The following is a 20679-nucleotide window of genomic DNA, read 5'->3' on the forward strand; positions in this document are numbered from 1 at the left end:
GCCGCGCTGTCGGGCGAGACATCACCAGTCGGCGGAACGGACTCGACGAAGGTGCCGTTGTTCGCCGCATCGCGATCCACTGCCGCGCCGCGGTTCGTCACCGAATTACTGTGTGCCATCGATAGACCAAAGTAGACCCGGGTACCGACAGCATTCGTCGTCGATCGCGGGAACCGGTCCCGACCTCAGTCGATGTCGCGAGTGCGGGCCAGAAACCAGCCGGCGCCGGTGAGGATTGCGGCCCACACTGCGAGTCCGAGCGGTGCCCACGGCCACGACGCCAGATCGCCGGTGCCGTCCAATTGGGTGGCCGCCATCGTCGGCAGGGTCAGGTTCGACGGCAGCACGAAAGCAACCGGTCCCAGTCCCACTCCCGACAAGATCAGTGAGATCAGACCCTCGCCGAACGGGAGCCAGGCGACGAGCACGATGGCCGCCCAGGTCGGAGATTTGAGCAGCAGGCCGAGCCCTGCACCGATCATCGACCACAGCACGACGGCCAGCAGGCACGACGCGACCACACCGATGAACGGGCCGTCGAGGATCACGGTCCGGTCGTTGAAGATCAACAGGCAGATCAGGCTGGCCAGTAGTACCACCAGGCCGTACCCGAGCCCGAACAGGGCGGTGACGATCAGTTTGGCGGCGATCACTCCGTCGCGGCCCCGGGCCGTCAAGAAGCTTGTCGTGATGGTCTTGTGGCGAAACTCGGTCCCGGCATTGACGGCACCGAAGATTCCGGCGAAGAGGATTGCGGCCCCGGCGGCGACGTACAGGCCGATCGAGGCGACACCACCCGAAATATCGAGGTCCTCCTCGTACGGACCCAACTGGTTCGCGATCACCGAGGTGATGACGGACGCGAAGATCCCGACGACGATCGGCGCGATCGCCAGTGCCCACCAGAACTTCAGCGTCGTGACCTTGCGGATCTCCGACGTCAGCAGCGCGTTCATCGCTGGCCCCCGTTCCAGTTCTGCGGCGGACCCCAATCAGGCGGCGGCGGGCCGTACCCCGGCGGCCCATAACCCTGTGGCGGACCGTAACCCTGTGGCGGACCGTAGCTCTGCGGTGGGCCGTAGTTCTGTGGCGGCCCGTAACCCTGCTGATATCCCGGCGGCGGGCCGGACGGATTCCGACCGATCGGTGCCGCGGTGTACTGCCCCGCCGTCATCGACAGGAACACCTGCTCGAGATCGACGTGCTCTGCGGTGGTGCCGAACACCGTGACGTCGGCACCGGCGGCGATGCGTGCGATCGTGGCCGCGTCGGTGCCGGCGACGCCGATGCGGCCGTCGGGCAGGAGCTGGGTGTCGTTCAGGCCGTTCGACGCCAATGCGATGGCCAGTTTCGCCGGGTCCGATGCCGCCACGAGCACGCGGCTCGGACGGCTGGACCGCAATTGTGCGATCGAACCCTGATACATCAACGATCCGGCGCTGACGATCACCAGATTGTCGACGGTCTGCTCGATTTCGCGAAGGATGTGACTCGAGATCAGGACCGTCCGCCCGGAAGCGGCGAATGCCTTCAGGAAATCGCGGAGCCAGGCAATCCCCTCGGGGTCGAGACCGTTCGCCGGTTCGTCGAGCACGAGAATTTCGGGGTCTCCGAGTAGGGCAGTTGCCAATGTCAGACGCTGCCGCATGCCGAGCGAGAAGCCGCCCGCGTGGCGGTGGGCAGCATCGCCGAGACCGACGAGGTGCAGTACGTCGAGGGCGCGGCTGTCGGGCAGGCCGATTGCCGCGGTGTAGATCTTCAGGTGATGCGCGGCGCTGCGTTTGGGGTGCATGCTCAGCGAGTCGAGAACGGCCCCCACGGTGTGGGCCGGGTGGGCTGCTGCAACGAACGGTGCGCCGTTCACGAGCCCGATTCCCGAGGTGGGTGCCACGAGCCCGAGCAGCATGCGCAGTGTCGTGGTCTTACCCGATCCGTTGGGACCGAGGAATCCGGTGACGGTGCCGCGCGGAACGACGAAGCTCAGATCCGACACCGCTCGGACGGTGCCGAATTGCTTGGTCAGTGCCTGCGCCTCCAGCGCTGCTCCCGAGTAGCTGGTCATCGCTGCGGAATCCCCCTGGCCGTCGAAATGCTCGTGTACCGGTTGCGCGCGGCAACCGGTACACGAGGCTACGGGGTGGGACCGACTGCGTCGCGGGTGTGGGCCCCGGTGTCAGCGATGAAGCGCGTCGGCGATCTCGCGGTAGGTCTCGAGCGGATCGGCGTCGTCGGGAAGAGAATGCAGCGTCACGTGGGACGCGCCTGCGGCGAGGTGTTCGTTCAATCGTGCGGCGATCGCATCGGCCGTGCCGTGCGCCACCAGCGCGTCGATCAATCGGTCGCTGCCGCCGTCTCCGATTTCTTCGTCCGAGTAGCCGAGCCGGTTCAGGTTGTTGGTGTAGTTGCGGAGGTGCAGATAGGGGTTGTTCACCGGTGGCCGGCCGATCGACCGGGCCTTCTCCGGGTCGGATTCGAGAACTACCTTGTGCTCGGGTGCCAGTATCTTGTTCGGCCCCAACGCTTCTCGAGCCTCGCGGGTGTGCTCGGGGGTGGTCAGGTACGGATGCGCACCGGCTGTACGGTCGGCGGCCAACGCGAGGACCTTGGGGCCGAGCGCGGCGAGGACGCGTCGCTCCACCGGCACTCCTGCAGCGTCCAGCTCGTCCAGATACGACACCAGCGCGTCGTACGGCTTGGTGTATTCCTGCGTCGCTTCCGGGTGGCCGGCTCCGATTCCGAGGAGGAAACGTCCAGGATGCTTCTCTTCCAGCCGGTGATACGACTGCGCGACGTCCGCGGCTGCGTCCGACCAGATGTTGACGATGCCGGTTGCCACGACCACCGTCTCGGTGGCGTCGAGGATCTCCTCGGTAGTGGTCAGATCCGCAGGCGGGGAGCCGCCGAGCCAAATCGTTCCGTAGCCGAAGGACTCGATGGCACGAGACAGTTCGGGAGTGAACGCCGAGTGCAGTCGCCAGACGCCGTACTTGCCGAGTTCAGGTGTGGAGGTCATATTCGATGTCAACGCAGCAGCCTCTCGAAGATTCCGGGCATTCTCAGTCGTCCGGGTCGATGATGCGGTTTTCCGGGAACCGCGCGGGCGGCGGACCGAAGGCGTCTCGTGCGTTCTTGATGACGCCCTTGCCCACCACGCGGTTTCCCGCGCCGCCGATCGCTGCGCCGATTCCGGCGGGAAGCATCTTGCCGACCAGCAACGCGCTGCGTTTGGCGAGATATTTGGTGATGAACTTCTTCACGAGGGATTTGTTCATGCTGGCCATCGACCCGCCGGGGATGCGGGACGTGATCAGCGGTCCCCAGTTCTTGGCGGTCTTGCCGACCGTCCGCTGCACGATCTGCATGCCCGATTCGCCCAGGGCAACCGATAGCACCAATGCGCGCCGCTGCTGGTGGTTCTCGACGGGGATGCCGTGGACGGATGCGACCGACAACGTCAGTAGTGCCGAGGACTCGATGAAGAAGGCGGTTTCGGCACCCACAGCGGCGAGCGAGGCGGCAGTTCCGATGCCGGGAACGGCCGCAGCACCGCCCACGGCGGAACCGCTGCCGGTGACCGCGAGCAGGAATCGCTTCTCCAGCCGTTCGATGATCTGGGCCGGAGTGTCGTACGGGTGTGCACGACGCACGTGCGCCACGTACTTGTCGACGGCAGGCCCCTGCAGGCGGCTGGCGTTGTCGAGAATGTTCACCAGCGCGCGTTCGAGCCTGCCTCCGTTCGAGACCTCGACCTGCGCGTCGTCGTTCTTGCGGGCCATGGGTCCTCTTTCTTGTCGTGAGTTGAGAGTCAGTGCACCCAGTGGGCAGCCGGCACGAGCTCGTCCGGCTGCGGGGGTGGGGGTGCGGTGCCGTCGCCGAAGGGAGAACCACCCAGTGACTCTCGCCCGTGCGGCTCCAGCCAGCCCTGTAGATCCGGGCCCTTCGGCACGATGCCCGACGGATTGATGTCGGTGTGCACCTCGTAGTAGTGCCGCTTGATGTGGTCGAAGTCCACGGTGTCGCCGAATCCTGGGGTCTGGAAGAGATCACGGGCGTAGTTCCACAGCACCGGCATCTCGGTGAGTTTGCTGCGGTTGCATTTGAAGTGGCCGTGATAGACGGGATCGAAGCGCACCAGGGTGGTGAACAGGCGCACGTCGGCTTCGGTGATGTGGTCTCCGACGAGGTAGCGCCGTGTGGACAGTCGTTCGACGAGCCAGTCGAGGCGGGCGAACAGTGTGTCGTATGCCTTGTCGTAGGCCTCTTGTGAACCGGCGAATCCGCAGCGGTAGACACCGTTGTTGACGTCCTTGAACACCAGTTCGGCAACCTCGTCTATCTCGCTGCGCAGTGCTTCGGGGTACAGGTCGGGGGCACCGTCTCGGTGGTACTGCGTCCACTCGGTGGACAGATCCAGCGTGATCTGTGGGTAGTCGTTGGTGACTACCTCGCCGGTGGGGACGTCGACGATGGCGGGGACGGTGATGCCGCGCTCGTAGTCCGGGAACCGGGCGAAGTAGGCGTCCTGCAGCCTCTCGATTTTCAGAACCGAATCGATCCCGCCGGGCTCTTCCTGGAAGTTCCAGCTGCGAGGATCGTGAGTCGGACCCGGAATGCCCAGGGAGAGAACATCTTCGAGTCCCAGGAGTCGACGCACGATGATGGACCGATGCGCCCACGGGCAGGCGCGCGCAGCGATCAGGCGATACCGTCCCGGTTCCACCGGATAACCGTCGCGGCCGTCGGCGGTGATCCGTGACGGTATGTAGTTGGTGTCGCGCTTGAATTCCTTGCCCGGTTCCACGTATGCGGCTTCGTCGGCCATGCTCTCGAACTCCTCACATCGTTCTTGCTCCGGCGCAGTGGCAGGTTGTTTCGACGCTACCCAGTTCGGAGTCACCTCAACCGGGTCAGGCTCGAACCACCGCTTTGTGGCACACACCGATTTCGGTGTAGCCCAGCCGCGCGGCGAGGCGTCGGGCAATGGAATTCTCGGGACGTGAGCGCCACTGCGGGATCAGGCCCTCGTCGATGGCGTCGTTGGTGGCCAGCCGGCCGACCACCTGAGCGTGACCCCGGCGGCGGTGATTCGGGTCGGTCAGTACGCGCATGTCGGCCAGAACGATGTGCTCCTCCGAGTAGCCGGCGGAGGCGAGCGAGTGCGCCGAGTCTGCGGGCCTGCCGTCGCCCAGCAGCGTGAACCAGTTCCGCGAGACCGCTTGTCCGAACGCCTCGGCAACATCGGCATCGGCGCACTTCGCCGCCAGGTTGCGGACATGGACGGCATCGTGGGAGATCAGCGGATCGTGCACGTCGATGGAATGGCCGATGTCCGAGCCGTATGCCAGCGTGTGCGTGCCGATCTCGTATCGGTCCGAGCGGTCGCCGAGTATCGAGGACATCCAGGTCCGGTCCTCACCCGGCCTGCCGGTGACCGAGCGGGAGGTGTCGATCGCCCAGGACGGCCCTGCGATCACGGTGGTGTCGGCCAGTTGCAGCACGGTGACGTGATCCGTCGAAACGAGGTGTTCGACGCGGTCCGCGTCGGTGTTCAGGGCCGTGTCGTCCAAGCCCAGCTGCCGGCACCAGGCCAGGCGCACGATGTCGAGTTTGTGGGAGTCGAATCGGCCGGCGTCGAAAAGTGAGAGATCCACGCGTCGAGACTAGCCATGACGCCCGTGAGCACCGTTTCGGTTTCACCGTCCAAAAGCAATCTTTCGAACTTTTTTGCCCCCGGTGTTTCCCTCAGCGCCGATTGATGGCAGACTCGCATTTGAGATTAGAGCTTCGACGTGAAGATCTAGCTCGCTTACAGAAGGTTTACAGAATGACGCAGGGCAGTGTGAAGTGGTTCAACGGCGAAAAGGGCTTCGGCTTCATCGAGCAGGATGGTGGCGGACCGGACGTTTTCGTTCATTACTCGGAGATTCAGGGTAGCGGCTTCAAGTCGCTCGACGAGGGCCAGCGCGTGGAGTTCGAGGTGGGCCAGGGTCAGAAGGGCCCCCAGGCTACCGGCGTCCGCGCCATCTGATTCAAGCTTCGTAACCCGATTTCTCCTGGCGGAGTGACCTTCTCGAAGTAATCACCGCCAGAAACTCGGTGACAAGGCCGGATACACGGAAGATATTCCGAGTATCCGGCCTTCGTCTGTTCGAACGGGACATCGACGGCGGTCGGTGTCCCTTCTGTGTTTGATTGGCACGGTGTTCGATCGGCAATGTTGTGGCTTTTGTCCGTTTCAGCCCAGGTCAGAGCTTTGTCGGGGTTGTCATCCACTGAACCATGACGTTATATTCCAACTGGAATAATTCGGCTGGGATATCGAGATGGGGGTGAGGTTCGATGCGTAGGGAGGCAGTGAACCCGCTGGCGGTCTCGGTCCTCGCCCTGCTCTCGGAGGGGTCGATGCATCCCTACGAGATGTATCAGCTCCTTCTCGAGCGCAAAGAGGACCGGATCGTCAAGATCCGCCCCGGATCGCTCTATCACGCCGTTGCTCGACTCCACGGGCAGGAATTGATCGCCGAGGTCGGAACCGACCGCGGGGGTAACCGTCCCGAACGCACCACTTACGAGATCACGCCCGCTGGCAGGCGTGTTCTGGTCGACCGGCTTGCCGAGATTCTTGGTTCCCCGGTCCGCGAATATCCACAGTTCACCCTCGGCCTGTCCGAGATGCACAACCTACCGGCATCCGAAGCGATCGCGCTGCTCAGTGCTCGCACCGAAGACCTGGCTCGGGAGATCGAGGAACTTTCCGGATTTCAACAGCTCGCACAGCAACGCAAGGTATCCGAAATCTACTGGGCTGGAATCGATTACACCTACCACATGCTCGTCGCCGAAGTGAAGTGGTTGACGAGCTACATCGCTCGCGTCGACAGCGGCGAGCTCGAGTGGCCGCATGCCATATCTGCACAGCACACCGCTCTGACCGATCCGCACCGACCACACGATCCCGACGCCTCGGGACCAGGGAGAACGCAATGAACACCGTCGAGACCGTCCCAGTCCAACAGGAAATCAAACCGTGGCCCGCTCTGTGGGCGCTGTGCCTCGGGTTCTTCATGATTCTGGTGGACACCACCATCGTCGCCGTCGCTCAGCCCGCGATTCTCGCCGGACTGAACACGGACATCAACAACGTCATCTGGGTCACCAGCGCGTACCTCCTGGCCTATGCCGTTCCACTGCTGGTCACGGGTCGGATGGGGGACAAGTTCGGCCCGAAGAACCTCTACATCGCCGGCCTCGTGCTCTTCACCCTTGCGTCCGTGTGGTGCGGACTGTCGGGATCGATCGAGATGCTCATCGCGGCGCGCGCGGTTCAGGGTCTCGGCGCGGCGATGATCACCCCGCAGACGATGGCCGTGATCACTCGTGTGTTTCCGGCGGAGAAGCGCGGAACTGCGATGGGAGCATGGGGCGCTGTCGCAGGCGTCGCGACGCTCGTCGGGCCGATTCTCGGCGGCGTGCTGGTCGACTCGCTCGGCTGGGAGTGGATCTTCTTCATCAACGTGCCGGTCGGAATTGTCGCAATTGCGTTGGCGCTGAAGTTCGTTCCGGTGTTGCCGACTCACGATCACAAGTTCGATCTGCTGGGCGTTGCGCTCAGTGCCGTCGGACTCTTCTGCATCGTCTTCGGCATTCAGGAAGGTCAGAAGTACGACTGGGGTACCGGTGTCTGGATCCTCATCGGTGTGGGGTTGCTCGTCTTCGCGGGGTTCGTCTACTGGCAGTCCGTGAACAAGAACGAGCCGCTGGTGCCGTTGGCGCTGTTCCGCGACCGTAACTTCTCGTTGTCCAACGTCGGTATTGCAGCCATGGGCTTCGCGATGTCCGGCATGATGCTGCCGATCATGTTCTACGCGCAGAGTGTCACCGGTTTGACGCCTACCCGGTCGGCGTTGCTGTTCGTGCCGATGGCGCTGCTCACCGGAATCCTCGCGCCGAATGTCGGCAAGCTGGTCGACAAGACGCATCCCCGCTACATCGCCGGTTCGGGGCTGTTCATCCTCGCGGCCGCGCTGCTGTGGTTCGCGTACGAGATGACGCCCACCACCGCAATCTGGAAGCTGCTGCTCCCGGTCGCGGCTATGGGCGTGGCAAACGCGTTGATCTGGTCTCCGTTGGCGGCCACGGCAACCCGCAATCTGCCGATGAGTCAGGCGGGCGCGGGATCGGGTATCTACAACACCACCCGAATGATCGGGTCGGTTCTCGGTAGTGCCGGCATCGGCGCGCTCATCCAGTCGCGGCTGGCCGCTGAGCTACCTACCGATGGATCTGCCACGGGGGCAAATGAATTCGCGGGTCGCGTACCGGAGATGCTGCGCGACGGATTCACCACCGCCATGGCGCAGTCGTTGATTCTGCCCGCCGCCGTATTGATCGTCGGCATGATTGCGGTCTGCTTCTACGCCCGGCCCGCGTTCAAGTAGCCATGTGAACGGAACTTCGTAGCCCACTACGAAGCCGGAGTGGAGCCTGCGGAACGACCGCAGGCTCCGCGTGCACATGCGGCGAAGCCGCTCTACAGCCCCAGATCCCGGCCGATCAGCTCCTTCATGATTTCGTTCGAGCCGGCCCAGATCTTCGTCACGCGAGCGTCTTTCCAGGCGCGGGCGGCGCGGTATTCGTTCATGAATCCGTAGCCGCCGTGCAGCTGGACGCAGTGGTCGAGGATCTCGTTCTGCACCTGCGAGCTCCACCACTTCGCCTTGGCTGCATCGATGGCGGTCAGTTCACCGACGCCGTGCGCGGCGATGCAGTTGTCGATGTACGCCTGTGCCACATCGAGTTTCGTGACCAGTTCGGCGAACAGGAACTTGTTCCACTGCAGCGAGCCGATCTGCTGGCCGAAGGCCTTGCGGTCCTTGGCGTACTGCAGCGTCTCCTCGAGAATGGGGCGCACGTGTCCGAGGTTGGCCACCGAGCAGCTGATGCGTTCCTGGGGGAGCAGCTGCATCATGTGGATGAAGCCGCCGTCGAATTCGCCGATCATGTTCGAGCTCGGGACACGCACGTTCTCGAAGAACAGTTCGGCGGTGTCGGATTCGGGCTGCCCGACCTTGTCGAGTTTGCGGCCGCGGGAGAACCCTTCGGTGCCGTTCTCGACGGCGAAGAGCGTGATGCCCTTGGCCTTCTTCTCCGGCGTCGTGCGGGTGGCGACGATGACGAGATCGGCGGAGTTGCCGTTGGTGATGAACGTCTTGGATCCGTTGATGATGTAGTCGTCGCCGTCCTTGACGGCGGTGGTCTTCAGGGCGGCAAGGTCAGAGCCGCCGGACGGCTCCGTCATGGCGATCGCCGTGAGGATCTCGCCACTGCAGAAACCGGGCAGCCAGCGCTTCTTCTGCTCCTCGGTGGTGAGCTTGACGAGGTACGGAGCGACGATGTCCACGTGAATACCGAAGCACGACGCCACCGCGGCACTCGAGCGGGCGAGTTCCTCGGCGAGGACGGCGTTGAATCGGTAGTCCTCTGCCCCGCTTCCGCCGTATTCCTCCGGTACTTCGAGGCCGAGGAAGCCGTTGCGTCCCGCTTCGAGCCAGATCTCGCGGTCGATGTACCGCTGTTCGACGAGCTTCTCCTCGACCGGGGTGATGGTTCGGGTGACGAACTCGCGCACCGATGCACGGAAGTCCTCGTGATCGGCCTCGAACAGGCTGCGCTTCATGTATGTGTTCCTCTCGGTAACGGTGACTTATCTGCGCACAATACTCGCTGGTAACAACCGTCCGAGACGGGTGTGGCACTATGCGAACCATGGCTGACGCACCCACTTCGCTCGTTCGATCCACCACAGATGCCGGCGCAGAGATCGCTGTCCTCACCTTCGATCACGGTCCGCTCAACCTTTTCGATCAGGCGATGTTCGACGCGGTGGCCGCGAACGTCGCCGACCTCGTCGCGCGACCGCCGCGTGCGGTACTGCTGCGCGCCGAGGGCAAGGTGAACTCGGCAGGCGTCGACGTGCACGTGTTCGAGGGCCTGTCCGCCGCACAGGGTGCCGATCTGTGGCGTGGTCTGTTCGCCGACATCGCGCATCCACTCGAGGCGCTGCCCTGCCCGGTGATCTATGCCGCGCACGGTCTGACCCTCACTGCGGCATTCGAGATCTCGTTGGCCTGCGACATCATTCTGGCCGGACCGAAGGCGAAATTCGGTCTGGTCGAGACCGTCGTCGGTCTGACGCCGTCGATGGGTGGGCCGCAGCGTCTGGCCGAGCGAGCCGGTTCGGGTCGGGCCCGAGAACTCGTCATGACCGGAGATCTCTACGACGCCCAAACGTTGAAGGAGTGGGGCGTGGTCAACCAGGTTCACGAGGATGTCGACGCCGCGGCACTCGCGCTGACGCATCGTCTGGCCGACGGCCCCACCGTCGCGCACGCGGCGACGAAACAGATTGTGGCTCCCTGGCGTTCGGGCGGCGTGGCGCACGCGGACGAGATCACGTCGGAGGTGTCGGGTGCGTTGTTCGAGACCGACGATCTGCGGGGTGCGGTGCAGAGCTTCCTCGAGGTCGGTCCGGGTAAGGCGACGTACACCGGCAAGTAGCATCGGATGAGTGAGTAACGATCAACTGGCCGAACTGCACCTGCACATCGAAGGGTCGCTCGAGCCTCCGCTGATCTTCGATCTTGCCGAGCGCAACGCAATCACGCTGCCGTACAAGGATATCGACGAACTGCAGGCGAAGTACGAGTTCACCGACCTGCAGTCCTTTCTGGACCTGTACTACGCGAACATGTCCGTGTTGCGCACGGCCGAGGATTTCGGAGATCTGGCGCGCGCGTACTTCCGCCGCACCGCGCAGGCCGGGGTGACGCATGCGGAGATCTTCTTCGATCCGCAGGCGCACACCGAGCGCGGCGTGCCGCTCGCGGCCGTCGTCGAGGGATTGGCCGACGCGTGCGCCACCAGTGAGCGTGAATTCGGCGTCACCAGTGGCTTGATCGCGTCGATCCTGCGCGACAAGCCGGTGCTCCACGCCAATCAGCTGCTCGACGACCTGTTGGCGATGAAAGCGCCGATCATCGGTCTCGGTCTCGACTCCGCCGAGGTCGGCTACCCGCCGTCGCTGTTCGTCGACGTGTTCGCCAAGGCGCGCGCCGAGGGTTTGCATGTCGTCGCCCACGCCGGTGAGGAAGGCCCGCCCGACTACATCTGGCAGGCGCTGGATCTGCTGAAGGTCGAGCGCATCGATCACGGCGTGCGGTGCCTGGAAGACGAGGCGTTGGTGAATCGGCTTGTCGAGGAACAGATTCCGCTCACCGTGTGCCCGCTGTCCAATGTCCGGCTCAAGGTGATCGACAACGTCGGGCAACTGCCGTTGCGGCAGATGCTCGAGCGCGGCCTGTCCGTGTCGATCAATTCCGACGATCCGGCCTACTTCGGTGGCTACGTCGACGACAACTTCGCTGCCCTCGAAGCGGGAATGGGCCTCACCTCGGCTGAGCGAAAGCAGTTGGCCGAGAACTCGATTCGCGCGAGCTTCCCAGCTACCTAGATCAGTTGGCCGTCACCGAGATCTTCGGGTAGCCGGTCGCTCCGTCGGGAACGGTATCGGCGGTCTTGTTGGTCTGCAGCTCTCCGGCGGAGTTGGTGGCGCGGGCACGGATCGCATGCTGGCCGGCAGGCAGGTCGAGTTCGACGCTCCATTGCCGCCACGTGTCCTTGGAGTACTCCTCCGAGAGCGTGGCCGGCACCCAGTTGCCTTCGTCCACTTGCACTTCGACGCCCTGGATGCCGGTGTGCTGATCCCAGGCCACCCCTGCGATCACCGACTTCCCGGCAGGCATGGAGCTGCCCGATCTCGGGGTGTCGATCCGGGAGGCCGTCTTGATCGGTCCGAGTGCGCCCCATCCGCGGTCGGTCCAATATGCCGTCACTCTGTCGAATCGGGTGATCTCGATGTCGGTGACCCACTTGGTCGCCGAGACGTAGCCGTACAGGCCTGGAACGACGAGCCGCGCCGGGTAGCCGTGCTCGACGGGCAGCGGTGCGCCGTTCATTCCCACCGCCAGTAAGGCGTCGCGGCCGTCGAGCAGAACCTCCAGTGGGGTGCCCGCGGTGAAGGCGTCGCTGCTGGACGACAGAGCCATGTCGGCGTCCGGGGAGATGCCTGCTTCTTCGAGAATGTCCTTGAGCGGGTAGCCGATCCACGTTGCATTGCCCACGAGGTCGCCGCCGACGATATTCGACACACAGGTCAGGGTGACCGTCTTTTCGACGGCCTGGCGCTGCGCCAAATCGGCGAACGTCAGCTCGATCTCGCGGTCGACCATGCCGTGGATACGCAGCGACCACGTATCCGACGCCACCCGCGGCACGACCAACGCGGTGTCGATGCGGTAGAAGTCCTCGTTCGGGGTGATGTACGACGCGAGGCCGTCGATCTGCAGGTCCGCGCCGGCCGGTATCGGCGGTTGCGGCGTGGGCGTCGGAAGCATGAAGCCTAGGCGATCGGCGGTGACGGCCCGCGCCGAGGTGAGCATCCGTCCGGCCGTCCCAGCGACGACGCCCAATACTGCGGCACCGGCGGCGAGGGTAAGGAAACTGCGACGGTTCATCCCCTCGGTTGCCGGGGCGGCGGCTCCGATCAGGGCGTGCAACACGACGATGCCGACGATGACGCCACCGATGGTCGGCACTGCGTAGAAGGCCGTGGCGTCGGGTCGCGTCACGGCTGCGAGTACGCCGAGCACGCCCAGTGCCGCGAACACGACGGCACCGATCGGTTTGCGGGCGATCCCGGCCGCGGCGGCGATAGCGGCGATCACGACGGCCATGCCGATGAACAGGGCGAGCTTGTCGGAGGTGCCGAACGTATCGATGGCCCATTCACGGACCGGGGCCGGACTGTTGTCGACGGCCGAGGACCCGACGGCGGTCAGTGGCGACGAGTTCGGTCCGATCGGGACGGCGATCAATTGGCCGACACCGAGGACGACTCCGGCGGCGATGATGCCGGACAGCGCGCGTTTTCCTGTGCTCACTCGCTCCAATGTAAGCGTGCGGGGAGTGGCTGCGTGCACAGGACGCTCCACTCGACGCGGTGGCCTGGGGAAACCTACGTGAAGTTCACGGGAGTGGAGCAGAAATTGTGCCGAACGCTCTACCGGGCTGCCGCTCAGAGCAGCAGACGTGCGATGTACTCGCTGACGAACAGTCTGTGCGGGTCGATCGAATCGCGGACGCGGAGAAAATCGTCGAAGTGCTCGTAGGAATCACGCAGTTCGTCGCCGCCGAGTGAGTGCAGTTTGCCCCAGTGCGGCCTGCCGCCGACACTGCGGCAGATGGCCTCGACGGCGTCGAAATACTCCCGGTGATCGCGGCGGTGGTACTGGTGCACAGCGATGTAGGCCGTCGGGCGTTCATAGGCCGTGGAGAGCCAGATGTCGTCGGCGGCGGCGAATCGTACTTCGACGGGAAACGCAATGGATATCGAAGACTGCTCGAGCCAGCGATCCACCTCGCGCAGCACCCAGCCGATCTCGGATGCCGGCACCGCGTATTCCATCTCGACGAACTTGACCGTCCGCGAGGATGCGAACACTCGGTACGAGCGATCGGTGTACTCCCGGGCCGAGAGTGCCCGGGCCGAGACTGCGTTCAATCGAGGAATCAGGGCCGGCACCCGCGTCACCACGCGGTTGAGTCCCTCGAAGACCGTATTGGACAGCAGTTCGTCGTCGACGTAGGAGCGCACCTTGCCCAGCGGGTGCAGCCCGGCGTTTCCGGGGAGGCGGGTGTTGCGTTTGGTCAGCACCCGGTCGGTGTGCGGAAACCAGTAGAACTCGAAGTGGTCGACGGAAGCGACGGTGGCGTCGAGCTCAACGAGCGTTGCCGTCAGCGTCGACGGTTCCTCGACGGCCCGCAGGGCGAACGCCGGAACGCAGTGCAGTGTGACTCTGGTGATGACGCCGAGCGCACCGAGACCGACACGGGCCGCGTCGAACAGGTCGGGGTTCTCCTGGCGGGAGCACTGCACCAGCTGTCCGTCCGCGCTCATCAGCTCCAGCGCATGCACTTGGGTGGCGATGCCGCCGAACCGGCCGCCGGTTCCGTGCGTGCCCGTGGAGATGGCTCCGGCAACGGATTGTTCGTCGATGTCGCCGAGGTTGGTCATGGCAAGTCCGAGCTCCCACAACTGCGCGGAAAGATCGCGCAGCCGAGTACCGGCAAGCACTGTCACTCGGGCGCAGCCGTCCTCGTCGCGGACCACCGATTCGATGCCGCACAACGAATCGAGGCTGATCTGAACACCGTGGGTGACGGCTATCGGGGTGAAGGAGTGACCGGCACCCACGCACCGCACCGGCCGCGACGCGTCGACGGCTCGCCGCAGAACGCTGCGCAGATCGTCCACCGATCTGGGCTCGGCGCGGTCCGACGGGAACGCGTGTTGATTACCTGCCCAGTTCTGCCACGGCCGCCCGATCACCGAATCACTATCCCACTCCCGAACCCACACCGAGCTCCCCGATGCAACCGCAGGGGCATTCCGCAGGCTCCACTCCCGTGGGGCATGGTCATTCCGCAGGCTCCACTCCCGTGGATCAATACGAGGCACAGTCTTCGGCAGCGCCCTAGTATCGGGTCATGCAATCGAGGCTGCCCGCGGATGTGCGACGCGCACAACTGGTGCAGTCGGCGATCGACGTTGCCGAGCAGGTGGGTATCGAGTCCCTGACGGTGCGCGCACTCTCGGAGTACGCCGATGTCACGAAGGGCATCGTGCAGTACCACTTCGACACCAAGCAGGATCTGGTGATCGCGATGGGGGAGCACCTCATCGTCGACGTCACAGAGATTCTGCATGCGGCACTGGACAGCGCCGTCGGGACTCGGAAACTGCCGGGAGTTCGCGGTCTGCGCGAGCTGGTGCACGGCGGACTGAGCGCGGTGTGGTTGTTGATCGAGAAGTCGCCTGATCGGCAGTTGCTCGCGTACGAGATCAAGACCTACCTGTTGCGGCATCGCGCGCTCGGATCTGCCACCGCTGCCGAGATCGCCAATGGTCAGTACCGGATCCGGGACACCGAGGCCCAGCTGTTCTTCGAGAAGTGCTCCGATCACACCGGCACGAGATGGCTCGAGCCGGTGGAGTCGATCGCGCGCTTCGGGATGGCGACTCTCGACGGGCTGGTGCTGCGGTGGTTGGTCGACGGCGACGACCTCGAGGTGCTGGCGCAGATCGACGACCTGTCCGGGCTGATCGCAGGCAAAGCTCTGGACCGTTGAGTGCTCGCCGGGACTTCTCGGCTGCGGAGTGTTTGACTGTGTGGGCCCGGCAACGACGACGAAGGAATGTTGAAGTATGAGTTCGATCGCCGGTGTCGTCACTATCGACACGACACCACTGTCTCGTATCGCCACTGCTACCGAGGGTCTCGAATCCCCCTTGGCTGCAGTCGATTCCGTCGCCCTCGATGCCAATGCGGCGGCGTTGCGGGCGCGAGCGAAGGGTGTGCCGATTCGGATCGCCAGCAAGTCGGTGCGTTGCCGTGCCGTCCTCGATCGGGTACTCGCAACCGACGGCGTGAGCGGGGTCATGGCGTACTCGCTGCGTGAGGCTGTGTGGCTCGCGCGCCAGGGCGTCGAGGACATCCTGATGGGCTATCCGAGTGTCGACCGCACTGCCCTCGCCGAGGTCGTCAACGATCGGGTTCTGTCGGGTCGCATCACGTTGATGGTCGACGACGTCGCACAATTGGACATCGTGCGCGACGCCACCCGCAGCGACCTTCTCAAGCCCCGTATCTGTATCGATGTCGATGCCTCGCTGCGAATCGGGCCGCTGCACATCGGGGTCAGGCGTTCTCCGCTACGCGATCCCGAGCAGGTCGCCGCTTTCGCGCGGGTGGCGCATTCGCGGGGGTTCCGGGTCGTCGGTCTGATGTTCTACGAGGCGCAGATCGCCGGAGTGCCCGACTCCAATGTTGCGGTGGAATGGATGAAGTCGCTTTCTGCTCGTGAGATCTCCACGCGCAGAAGGGCAGTGGTCGAGGCGGTGTCTGCGGCGGTGGGTCGAATCGAGATCGTCAACAGCGGTGGCACCGGGTCGATCGACTTCTCGGCTGCCGATCCGGTCGTTACCGAGGTCACCGCCGGATCCGGTCTGTTCGCGCCGACACTCTTCGATCGGTACCGCGCCTTCTCGGCCGAGCCGTCGCTGTTCTTCGCTCTGCCGGTGGTACGCAAGCCCACCCCGCAGATCGCCACGTTGTTCGGCGGTGGCTACATCGCGTCGGGTCCGGCGTCGGGGTCGCGATCCCCGCGGCCGGTCGCCTGGTCGAGAAAGGCCGCCGGAGTGATTACCTCAGGGTTGAAGCTTCTGCGCAACGAGGGTGCCGGTGAGGTGCAGACTCCGGTGAGCGGGGCCGACGGGGTGCAGATCGGTGATCGTGTCTGGTTTCGGCACGCGAAGGCGGGCGAACTGTGCGAGCGATTCGACACCCTGCATCTGGTGCACACCGACGGATCCGTCGAACCGGTCCCCACCTACCGCGGCGAGGGCATGGCCTTCGGCTGAATCCCGTTCTCGCACAGGCTCATGAAGGTGCCCAGGGTGCGCAGTCCGTCCGGGGTCGACGGCAAGTACTGGGTCAATCCTCGTGATCGGATCAGTATCGCGGCCCACTGACCGCGAGAGACGGCGACATTGAGTCGGTTACGTGAGAGCAGAAAGCCCATGCCGCGTGGCACGTCCTCGATCGCCGATGCCGCCATCGAGATCAACACCACCGGTGCCTGTCGGCCCTGGAACTTGTCGACGGTTCCAACCGAGACGTCGTCCAGGCCGGCGGCCGCCAAGCGCTCGAGGATGACGGCGACCTGCGCGTTGTAGGCCGCGACGACGAGAAAGTCGGATTGCTCCATCGGACGCGCGCCCTCGAACGACTCGGGGTTGCTCCACGATCGACCCACGAGACCCTGGACTCGTGCGACGATCTCGTCGGCCTCTTCGGCCGAGTCCGTGGAGTTCCCGTGATGGTCCAGATAGACGACGTGCAGGCCGGGCTCCAGTCCTGTCAGTGAACGCGCCTGTGTCACAGCGCTGTTGGACTGCAGTTTGCCCTCGTACGACAGCGTCGAGACGGGTGCGCACAAGGCCGGGTGCATCCGCCACGTCGTCGCCAGGAAGTACCCGCGATCGGCGGGCAGTGTCGGGTGACCGTCGGTGATCCAACCCAGCGCGGATTCATCGACGCGTTCGGGGTGGGTTCCCTGGCTGACCTGCGGTAGCTGTGCCGGGTCGCCGAGCAGCAGCAGATTGCGTGCAGACACCGAGACGGCGATGGTGTTGGCCAGCGAGAACTGCCCGGCCTCGTCCACGACCAGCAGATCCAGAGCCTCGCGCGGTATCCGGCCGGGGTTGGAGAAGTCCCAGGCGGTGCCGCCGATGACGCAACCTTGCTCGGCGTCGGTGACGAAGCGGGCGTAGTCGGTGGGTTCGACGACGGTGTGGGCTGTCGGGGCCTTCTTGCCCACCTTGGCCGGGTCCACCCCGGCCGCGACGATGGTGTCCAGCAGATTGTTCACCACGTGATGCGACTGGCCCACCACGCCGATGCGCCAGTGATGGATATCGACCAGTTCGGCGATCACCCGCGCGGCGGTGTAGGTCTTCCCGGTCCCGGGTGGGCCCTGAACGGCTACGTAAGAGTTCTCCAGATCGAGGAGCGCTGCGGTGACCGCAGCTGCGTAGTTGTGGCCCTCGACCGCGGGAAGGCCTGTGCCGGAGCGGGTTCGCGGCGCAGACAGCGTCAGCAGATCGGCGATGGCCGTACGCGGAAGGTGGGGCAGGGCGGCGCTGACCTCGGTGGCCACGGCGAGGATCGCCTCTTCGAGGTACTTGGTCGCGGGCGGCGGCTCCGGTGCCGTCGCGATGGGAAAGTCGGTGTAGGCGGTCACGCCCTTGCGCAGGTTCTCCTGCACGACGACCATGTCGAGGGTGCCCTCGTAGCCGGCCTGCACGATCTCGACGGACGTGGTCGCGCGATGGGTCGGTTGCTGTTTCGGCAGTCCTTCCGGAGCCGGTTCCGCGTAGAGGAGTTTGACCTTCGAGCCCCCGAGCACGCCGCTGCTCAGATGGCCCAACAGCTTGATCTGGCGTCGTTGAACCCGCTGTGTGGGTGCCGTTTTCATCCAGTCGTGCACCAGTTCCGCACGTTCGACTTTCAATACGTCCGCCGCATCGGGCCACTCGTCCATCGGGTGGGTCAGTCGGTCGAAGTGGGCCCACCAGAACGGCTTTCGCTCTCGGCGGTGATAGCCGACGGCACCGGCGAACAGGGCCACGGCCTGCTGCGTCGGGGTGCGATCCCAGGGCAAACCCGCATACTCGGCAAGGTCGAGTTCCAGCGGGCTCGCGTTATCGGAAGCGCCATTGTCGAGGTCGAGCTCCAGGTTCTCGCGCGGCGAGACACCGGCGTCCGCTGCGCGCTCGAGCAACCAATCGCGCAGTCGCAGAGTCGATTCGCAGTCGGTGCGGTTGTACTCGGCAATATCGGCTAGAAGAGCGGCGGCCTCGACATCCATGCCCTGATCCCGCAGATCGCACCAGTTCGCGTATTCGACGATCGATGCAGCGGCGTCGGTGACGTCCCCGTCGCGGGCGGCAGGCATGTAGAGCGGTTCGAGTTTCTTAATGCTGTAGGAACGGGCTCCGATGCGCACCGCAGACCGCACGACCGGATAGAGGTCCACCAACACGTTGTCCCGCAACAGATCGTCGACGGCGTCCTCGCCCACTCCGTAGCGCCCGGCCAGTCGCAGCAGCGCCGTCTTCTCGTACGGCGCGTAGTGATAGACGTGCATGTTCGGGTGTGCGGCGCGGCGCGCGGAGACGTAGTCGAGAAAGTCGATCAGGGCACGGCGTTCCTGTGCGCGATCGTGCGCCCAGAACGGCAGGAAGTCGCCGTCGGCGGTGTAGACGCCGAACAGGTACTCGAGGCCCCATTCCGTGCTGCCCGTCTCGGCCCACAGCGGATCGCCCTCGAAGTCGAAGAAGATGTCGCCCGGATCGGGTTCGGGGATCACGCTCAGGGCTTCGGCGTCGAATATCTCGAACTCGGCCTCGCCGCTGCGTTCCTGACGAACCTGCAGCGCCGCCTGGGCGCGCAGGTTCGCCGTCGTTCGAGTGGACATTCCCTCGATGACCCCGGTCGATGCCGCGAGCTCGTCCACCGTGGTGATTCCGGCGTCGATCAGCTTGTCGCGTGTGCTCGCACGCATGCCGGCCACGAGAACCAGGTCTCGGTGCTGTTCCACTTCGACAGCGCAGGCCTCGCACTGCCCGCAACCGGAGTAGCGCGAATCGAACCAATCGACGACGGTGCCTTCGGCCTGGTGCTCGTCGAGGATGTGCTGTAGATGCTCTCGGGACTGCCGGTAGACCGGAAGTATCTCGGCGAGAGAGTGCGCGGAATCGCTGCCGTCGCCGAGCATCAGGTGAACCTGGTCGCTCGGTGAGACTCCGCCGGCCTTCAGCGCGTCGGCGTAGGCCGCCAACTGCAGCAGCGCCGGCACCTTCGCGTGCCGCGAGAGCTTGGTGTCGTAGACGCCGTAGCCCTTTCCTTCCGCCACCAGAAAGTCGCAGAAGCCCAGGAACCGGCCGTCGAAGAAGGTCGCCTGGTACACCACGGGGGTGCAAGCGGTCAGCGCGGTGAAGGTTGCCCATGCAGCGTCCGCCAGTTCCTGGGCGGTACGTCCCGGTCTGTCCATCGTCAGGACTCCGCCGGGGTAGCGCAGCTCGAAGGCCTCCAGTTGGCGGCGTTCGTGCTCGAATCCGAGCGCGGACGTGCGGTCCAGCATGGGGTCCGGTTCGGCGGCAGCGCGCGGGATCAGTCCGGTCAGCCCGTCGAGTCGGCGGAGCAATGCGAACTCGCAGGACGCCGCCGCCGCGAGGTCGCTGGCGCTGTAGACGACCCGATCGGCGAGGAGGAACACAAGTGCCCACCCTAGCCATCGACGACAGCGGCGCCGGTCACGTTGCGCGCGGATGCCGACGAGAGGAGGCAAAATGATCGAATGCCATTTTTCGACGGAGCCACCGGTGCTGTCCATTACCGAAACTGGACCGTTCCCGATGCTCGTTTCGGTCTTGTGTTCCTCCACGGTCTCGGTCAGAACAGCGGCCACTATCACCGGTTCGCTCGGGTGCTGAACGGTCGCGGAGTGGACGTGTGGGCGGTCGATCATGTCGGCCACGGTCTCACCGAAGGGGAGCTCACCGACGCGGCTCAGATAGCCGGCCTGGCTCAGAATGCGCTGCAGCTGCTCGACATCGCCGAGGCCGAACATCCCGAGTTGTCGTTCGCGCTGATGGGGCACTCGTTGGGTGCTGCGACGGCCATCGCAGCGCTCGGGGCGCATCCGGAGGCAGTTCGGTGCGCCGTGCTGTGCGGCACTCCGAAGTCGGTGACGGGCGCGTCCGACGACCTTTCGGACAATGTGATTCCGATCTTGGCCGTGCACGGTGTCGACGACCGCTTGGCTCCGATCGATGCGGTACGCGAGTGGATCGGCGGCGTACCCGACGCGTCCCTGCACGAGTTCGACGACGGCGGCCACGACCTGTTGCACGAGAAGATTCACCTGCAGGTGACGATGGCGGTCGCGGAGTTCCTCGACGAGCACATGTCCTGATCCCAGAACGTCGAAGGCCCGGCG

18 protein-coding genes are annotated in these 20679 nt (G+C 64.8%); 8 read left to right on the forward strand and 10 right to left on the reverse strand.

Features of this window, described 5'->3' with window-relative positions; translation table 11 throughout:
* Positions 1 to 185: 185 nt before the first annotated feature.
* The 6 genes from ASG84_RS02475 to ASG84_RS02500 form a co-directional block, all read right to left on the reverse strand.
* The gene (locus tag ASG84_RS02475; RefSeq protein WP_057475411.1) at positions 186 to 956 is read right to left on the reverse strand and encodes an ABC transporter permease; all 771 of its coding nucleotides are present in this window, start codon (positions 954 to 956) and stop codon (positions 186 to 188) included.
* Positions 953 to 2062: an ABC transporter ATP-binding protein gene (locus ASG84_RS02480; protein ID WP_057475412.1), complete on the reverse strand. Its 1110-nt coding sequence runs from the start codon at positions 2060 to 2062 to the stop codon at positions 953 to 955. The genes ASG84_RS02475 and ASG84_RS02480 overlap by 4 nt, the downstream gene beginning before the upstream one ends.
* Before the next feature lie 111 nt (positions 2063 to 2173).
* Complete coding sequence (locus tag ASG84_RS02485) at positions 2174 to 3013, reverse strand: LLM class F420-dependent oxidoreductase (protein ID WP_057475413.1); 840 nt, start codon at positions 3011 to 3013, stop codon at positions 2174 to 2176.
* A 43-nt stretch (positions 3014 to 3056) separates the two neighbouring features.
* Positions 3057 to 3776 carry a hypothetical protein gene (locus ASG84_RS02490; RefSeq protein WP_057475414.1) on the reverse strand — a complete coding sequence of 240 codons (720 nt, stop codon included), beginning with the start codon at positions 3774 to 3776 and terminating at the stop codon, positions 3057 to 3059.
* A gap of 29 nt (positions 3777 to 3805) precedes the next feature.
* Positions 3806 to 4822 (reverse strand): glutathione S-transferase family protein, encoded by a 1017-nt coding sequence (locus ASG84_RS02495; protein ID WP_057475415.1) that lies wholly within the window; start codon positions 4820 to 4822, stop codon positions 3806 to 3808.
* A gap of 85 nt (positions 4823 to 4907) precedes the next feature.
* Positions 4908 to 5651 (reverse strand): GNAT family N-acetyltransferase, encoded by a 744-nt coding sequence (locus tag ASG84_RS02500; protein WP_057475416.1) that lies wholly within the window; start codon positions 5649 to 5651, stop codon positions 4908 to 4910.
* A gap of 173 nt (positions 5652 to 5824) precedes the next feature.
* Here ASG84_RS02500 and ASG84_RS02505 point away from each other — a divergent pair, with 173 nt between their 5' ends.
* The 3 genes from ASG84_RS02505 to ASG84_RS02515 all read left to right on the forward strand — a co-directional run bounded on the left by ASG84_RS02505 (position 5825) and on the right by ASG84_RS02515 (position 8438).
* Complete coding sequence (locus ASG84_RS02505; protein ID WP_008714360.1) at positions 5825 to 6028, forward strand: cold-shock protein; 204 nt, start codon at positions 5825 to 5827, stop codon at positions 6026 to 6028.
* 311 nt (positions 6029 to 6339) lie between these two features.
* Positions 6340 to 6987, forward strand: a complete 648-nt coding sequence (locus tag ASG84_RS02510; protein WP_057475417.1) for a PadR family transcriptional regulator — start codon at positions 6340 to 6342, stop codon at positions 6985 to 6987.
* On the forward strand, positions 6984 to 8438 hold the full coding sequence (locus tag ASG84_RS02515) for a DHA2 family efflux MFS transporter permease subunit (RefSeq protein ID WP_057475418.1): 1455 nt from the start codon (positions 6984 to 6986) through the stop codon (positions 8436 to 8438). The genes ASG84_RS02510 and ASG84_RS02515 overlap by 4 nt, the downstream gene beginning before the upstream one ends.
* A 92-nt stretch (positions 8439 to 8530) precedes the next feature.
* Here the strand turns inward: ASG84_RS02515 and ASG84_RS02520 are convergent, their stop codons facing one another.
* The gene (locus tag ASG84_RS02520) at positions 8531 to 9676 is read right to left on the reverse strand and encodes an acyl-CoA dehydrogenase family protein (protein WP_057475419.1); all 1146 of its coding nucleotides are present in this window, start codon (positions 9674 to 9676) and stop codon (positions 8531 to 8533) included.
* An 89-nt stretch (positions 9677 to 9765) separates the two neighbouring features.
* Between ASG84_RS02520 and ASG84_RS02525 the strand changes: the two genes are divergently transcribed.
* Both ASG84_RS02525 and ASG84_RS02530 read left to right on the forward strand, forming a co-directional pair.
* Positions 9766 to 10557: an enoyl-CoA hydratase/isomerase family protein gene (locus ASG84_RS02525; RefSeq protein WP_057475536.1), complete on the forward strand. Its 792-nt coding sequence runs from the start codon at positions 9766 to 9768 to the stop codon at positions 10555 to 10557.
* Between the two features lie 10 nt (positions 10558 to 10567).
* Positions 10568 to 11509: an adenosine deaminase gene (locus ASG84_RS02530; protein ID WP_057475420.1), complete on the forward strand. Its 942-nt coding sequence runs from the start codon at positions 10568 to 10570 to the stop codon at positions 11507 to 11509.
* Position 11510: 1 nt separating this feature from the next.
* On the opposite strand, the gene ASG84_RS02535 is transcribed toward ASG84_RS02530, so the two are convergent.
* Positions 11511 to 12998, reverse strand: coding sequence for a molybdopterin-dependent oxidoreductase (locus ASG84_RS02535; RefSeq protein WP_057475537.1), 1488 nt, complete (start codon positions 12996 to 12998; stop codon positions 11511 to 11513).
* A 134-nt stretch (positions 12999 to 13132) separates the two neighbouring features.
* Positions 13133 to 14446 carry a D-arabinono-1,4-lactone oxidase gene (locus tag ASG84_RS02540; RefSeq protein WP_057475421.1) on the reverse strand — a complete coding sequence of 438 codons (1314 nt, stop codon included), beginning with the start codon at positions 14444 to 14446 and terminating at the stop codon, positions 13133 to 13135.
* 158 nt (positions 14447 to 14604) lie between these two features.
* On the opposite strand from ASG84_RS02540, the gene ASG84_RS02545 reads away from it, so the two are divergent.
* Positions 14605 to 15246, forward strand: coding sequence for a TetR/AcrR family transcriptional regulator (locus tag ASG84_RS02545; RefSeq protein ID WP_057475422.1), 642 nt, complete (start codon positions 14605 to 14607; stop codon positions 15244 to 15246).
* Positions 15247 to 15322: 76 nt separating this feature from the next.
* A complete protein-coding gene (locus ASG84_RS02550) occupies positions 15323 to 16537 on the forward strand; it encodes an alanine racemase (RefSeq protein ID WP_057475423.1) in 1215 nt (404 codons plus the stop codon).
* On the opposite strand, the gene ASG84_RS02555 is transcribed toward ASG84_RS02550, so the two are convergent.
* Entirely contained in the window at positions 16507 to 19956 is a 3450-nt protein-coding gene (locus tag ASG84_RS02555; RefSeq protein WP_057475424.1) for a TM0106 family RecB-like putative nuclease, read from the reverse strand. The two genes, ASG84_RS02550 and ASG84_RS02555, sit on opposite strands and share 31 nt — an antisense overlap.
* A gap of 81 nt (positions 19957 to 20037) precedes the next feature.
* Between ASG84_RS02555 and ASG84_RS02560 the strand changes: the two genes are divergently transcribed.
* Positions 20038 to 20655: an alpha/beta hydrolase gene (locus ASG84_RS02560; protein ID WP_057475425.1), complete on the forward strand. Its 618-nt coding sequence runs from the start codon at positions 20038 to 20040 to the stop codon at positions 20653 to 20655.
* Positions 20656 to 20679 lie beyond the last annotated feature (24 nt).

Source organism: Rhodococcus sp. Leaf278 (assembly GCF_001426085.1).
Lineage (GTDB): Bacteria > Actinomycetota > Actinomycetes > Mycobacteriales > Mycobacteriaceae > Rhodococcoides.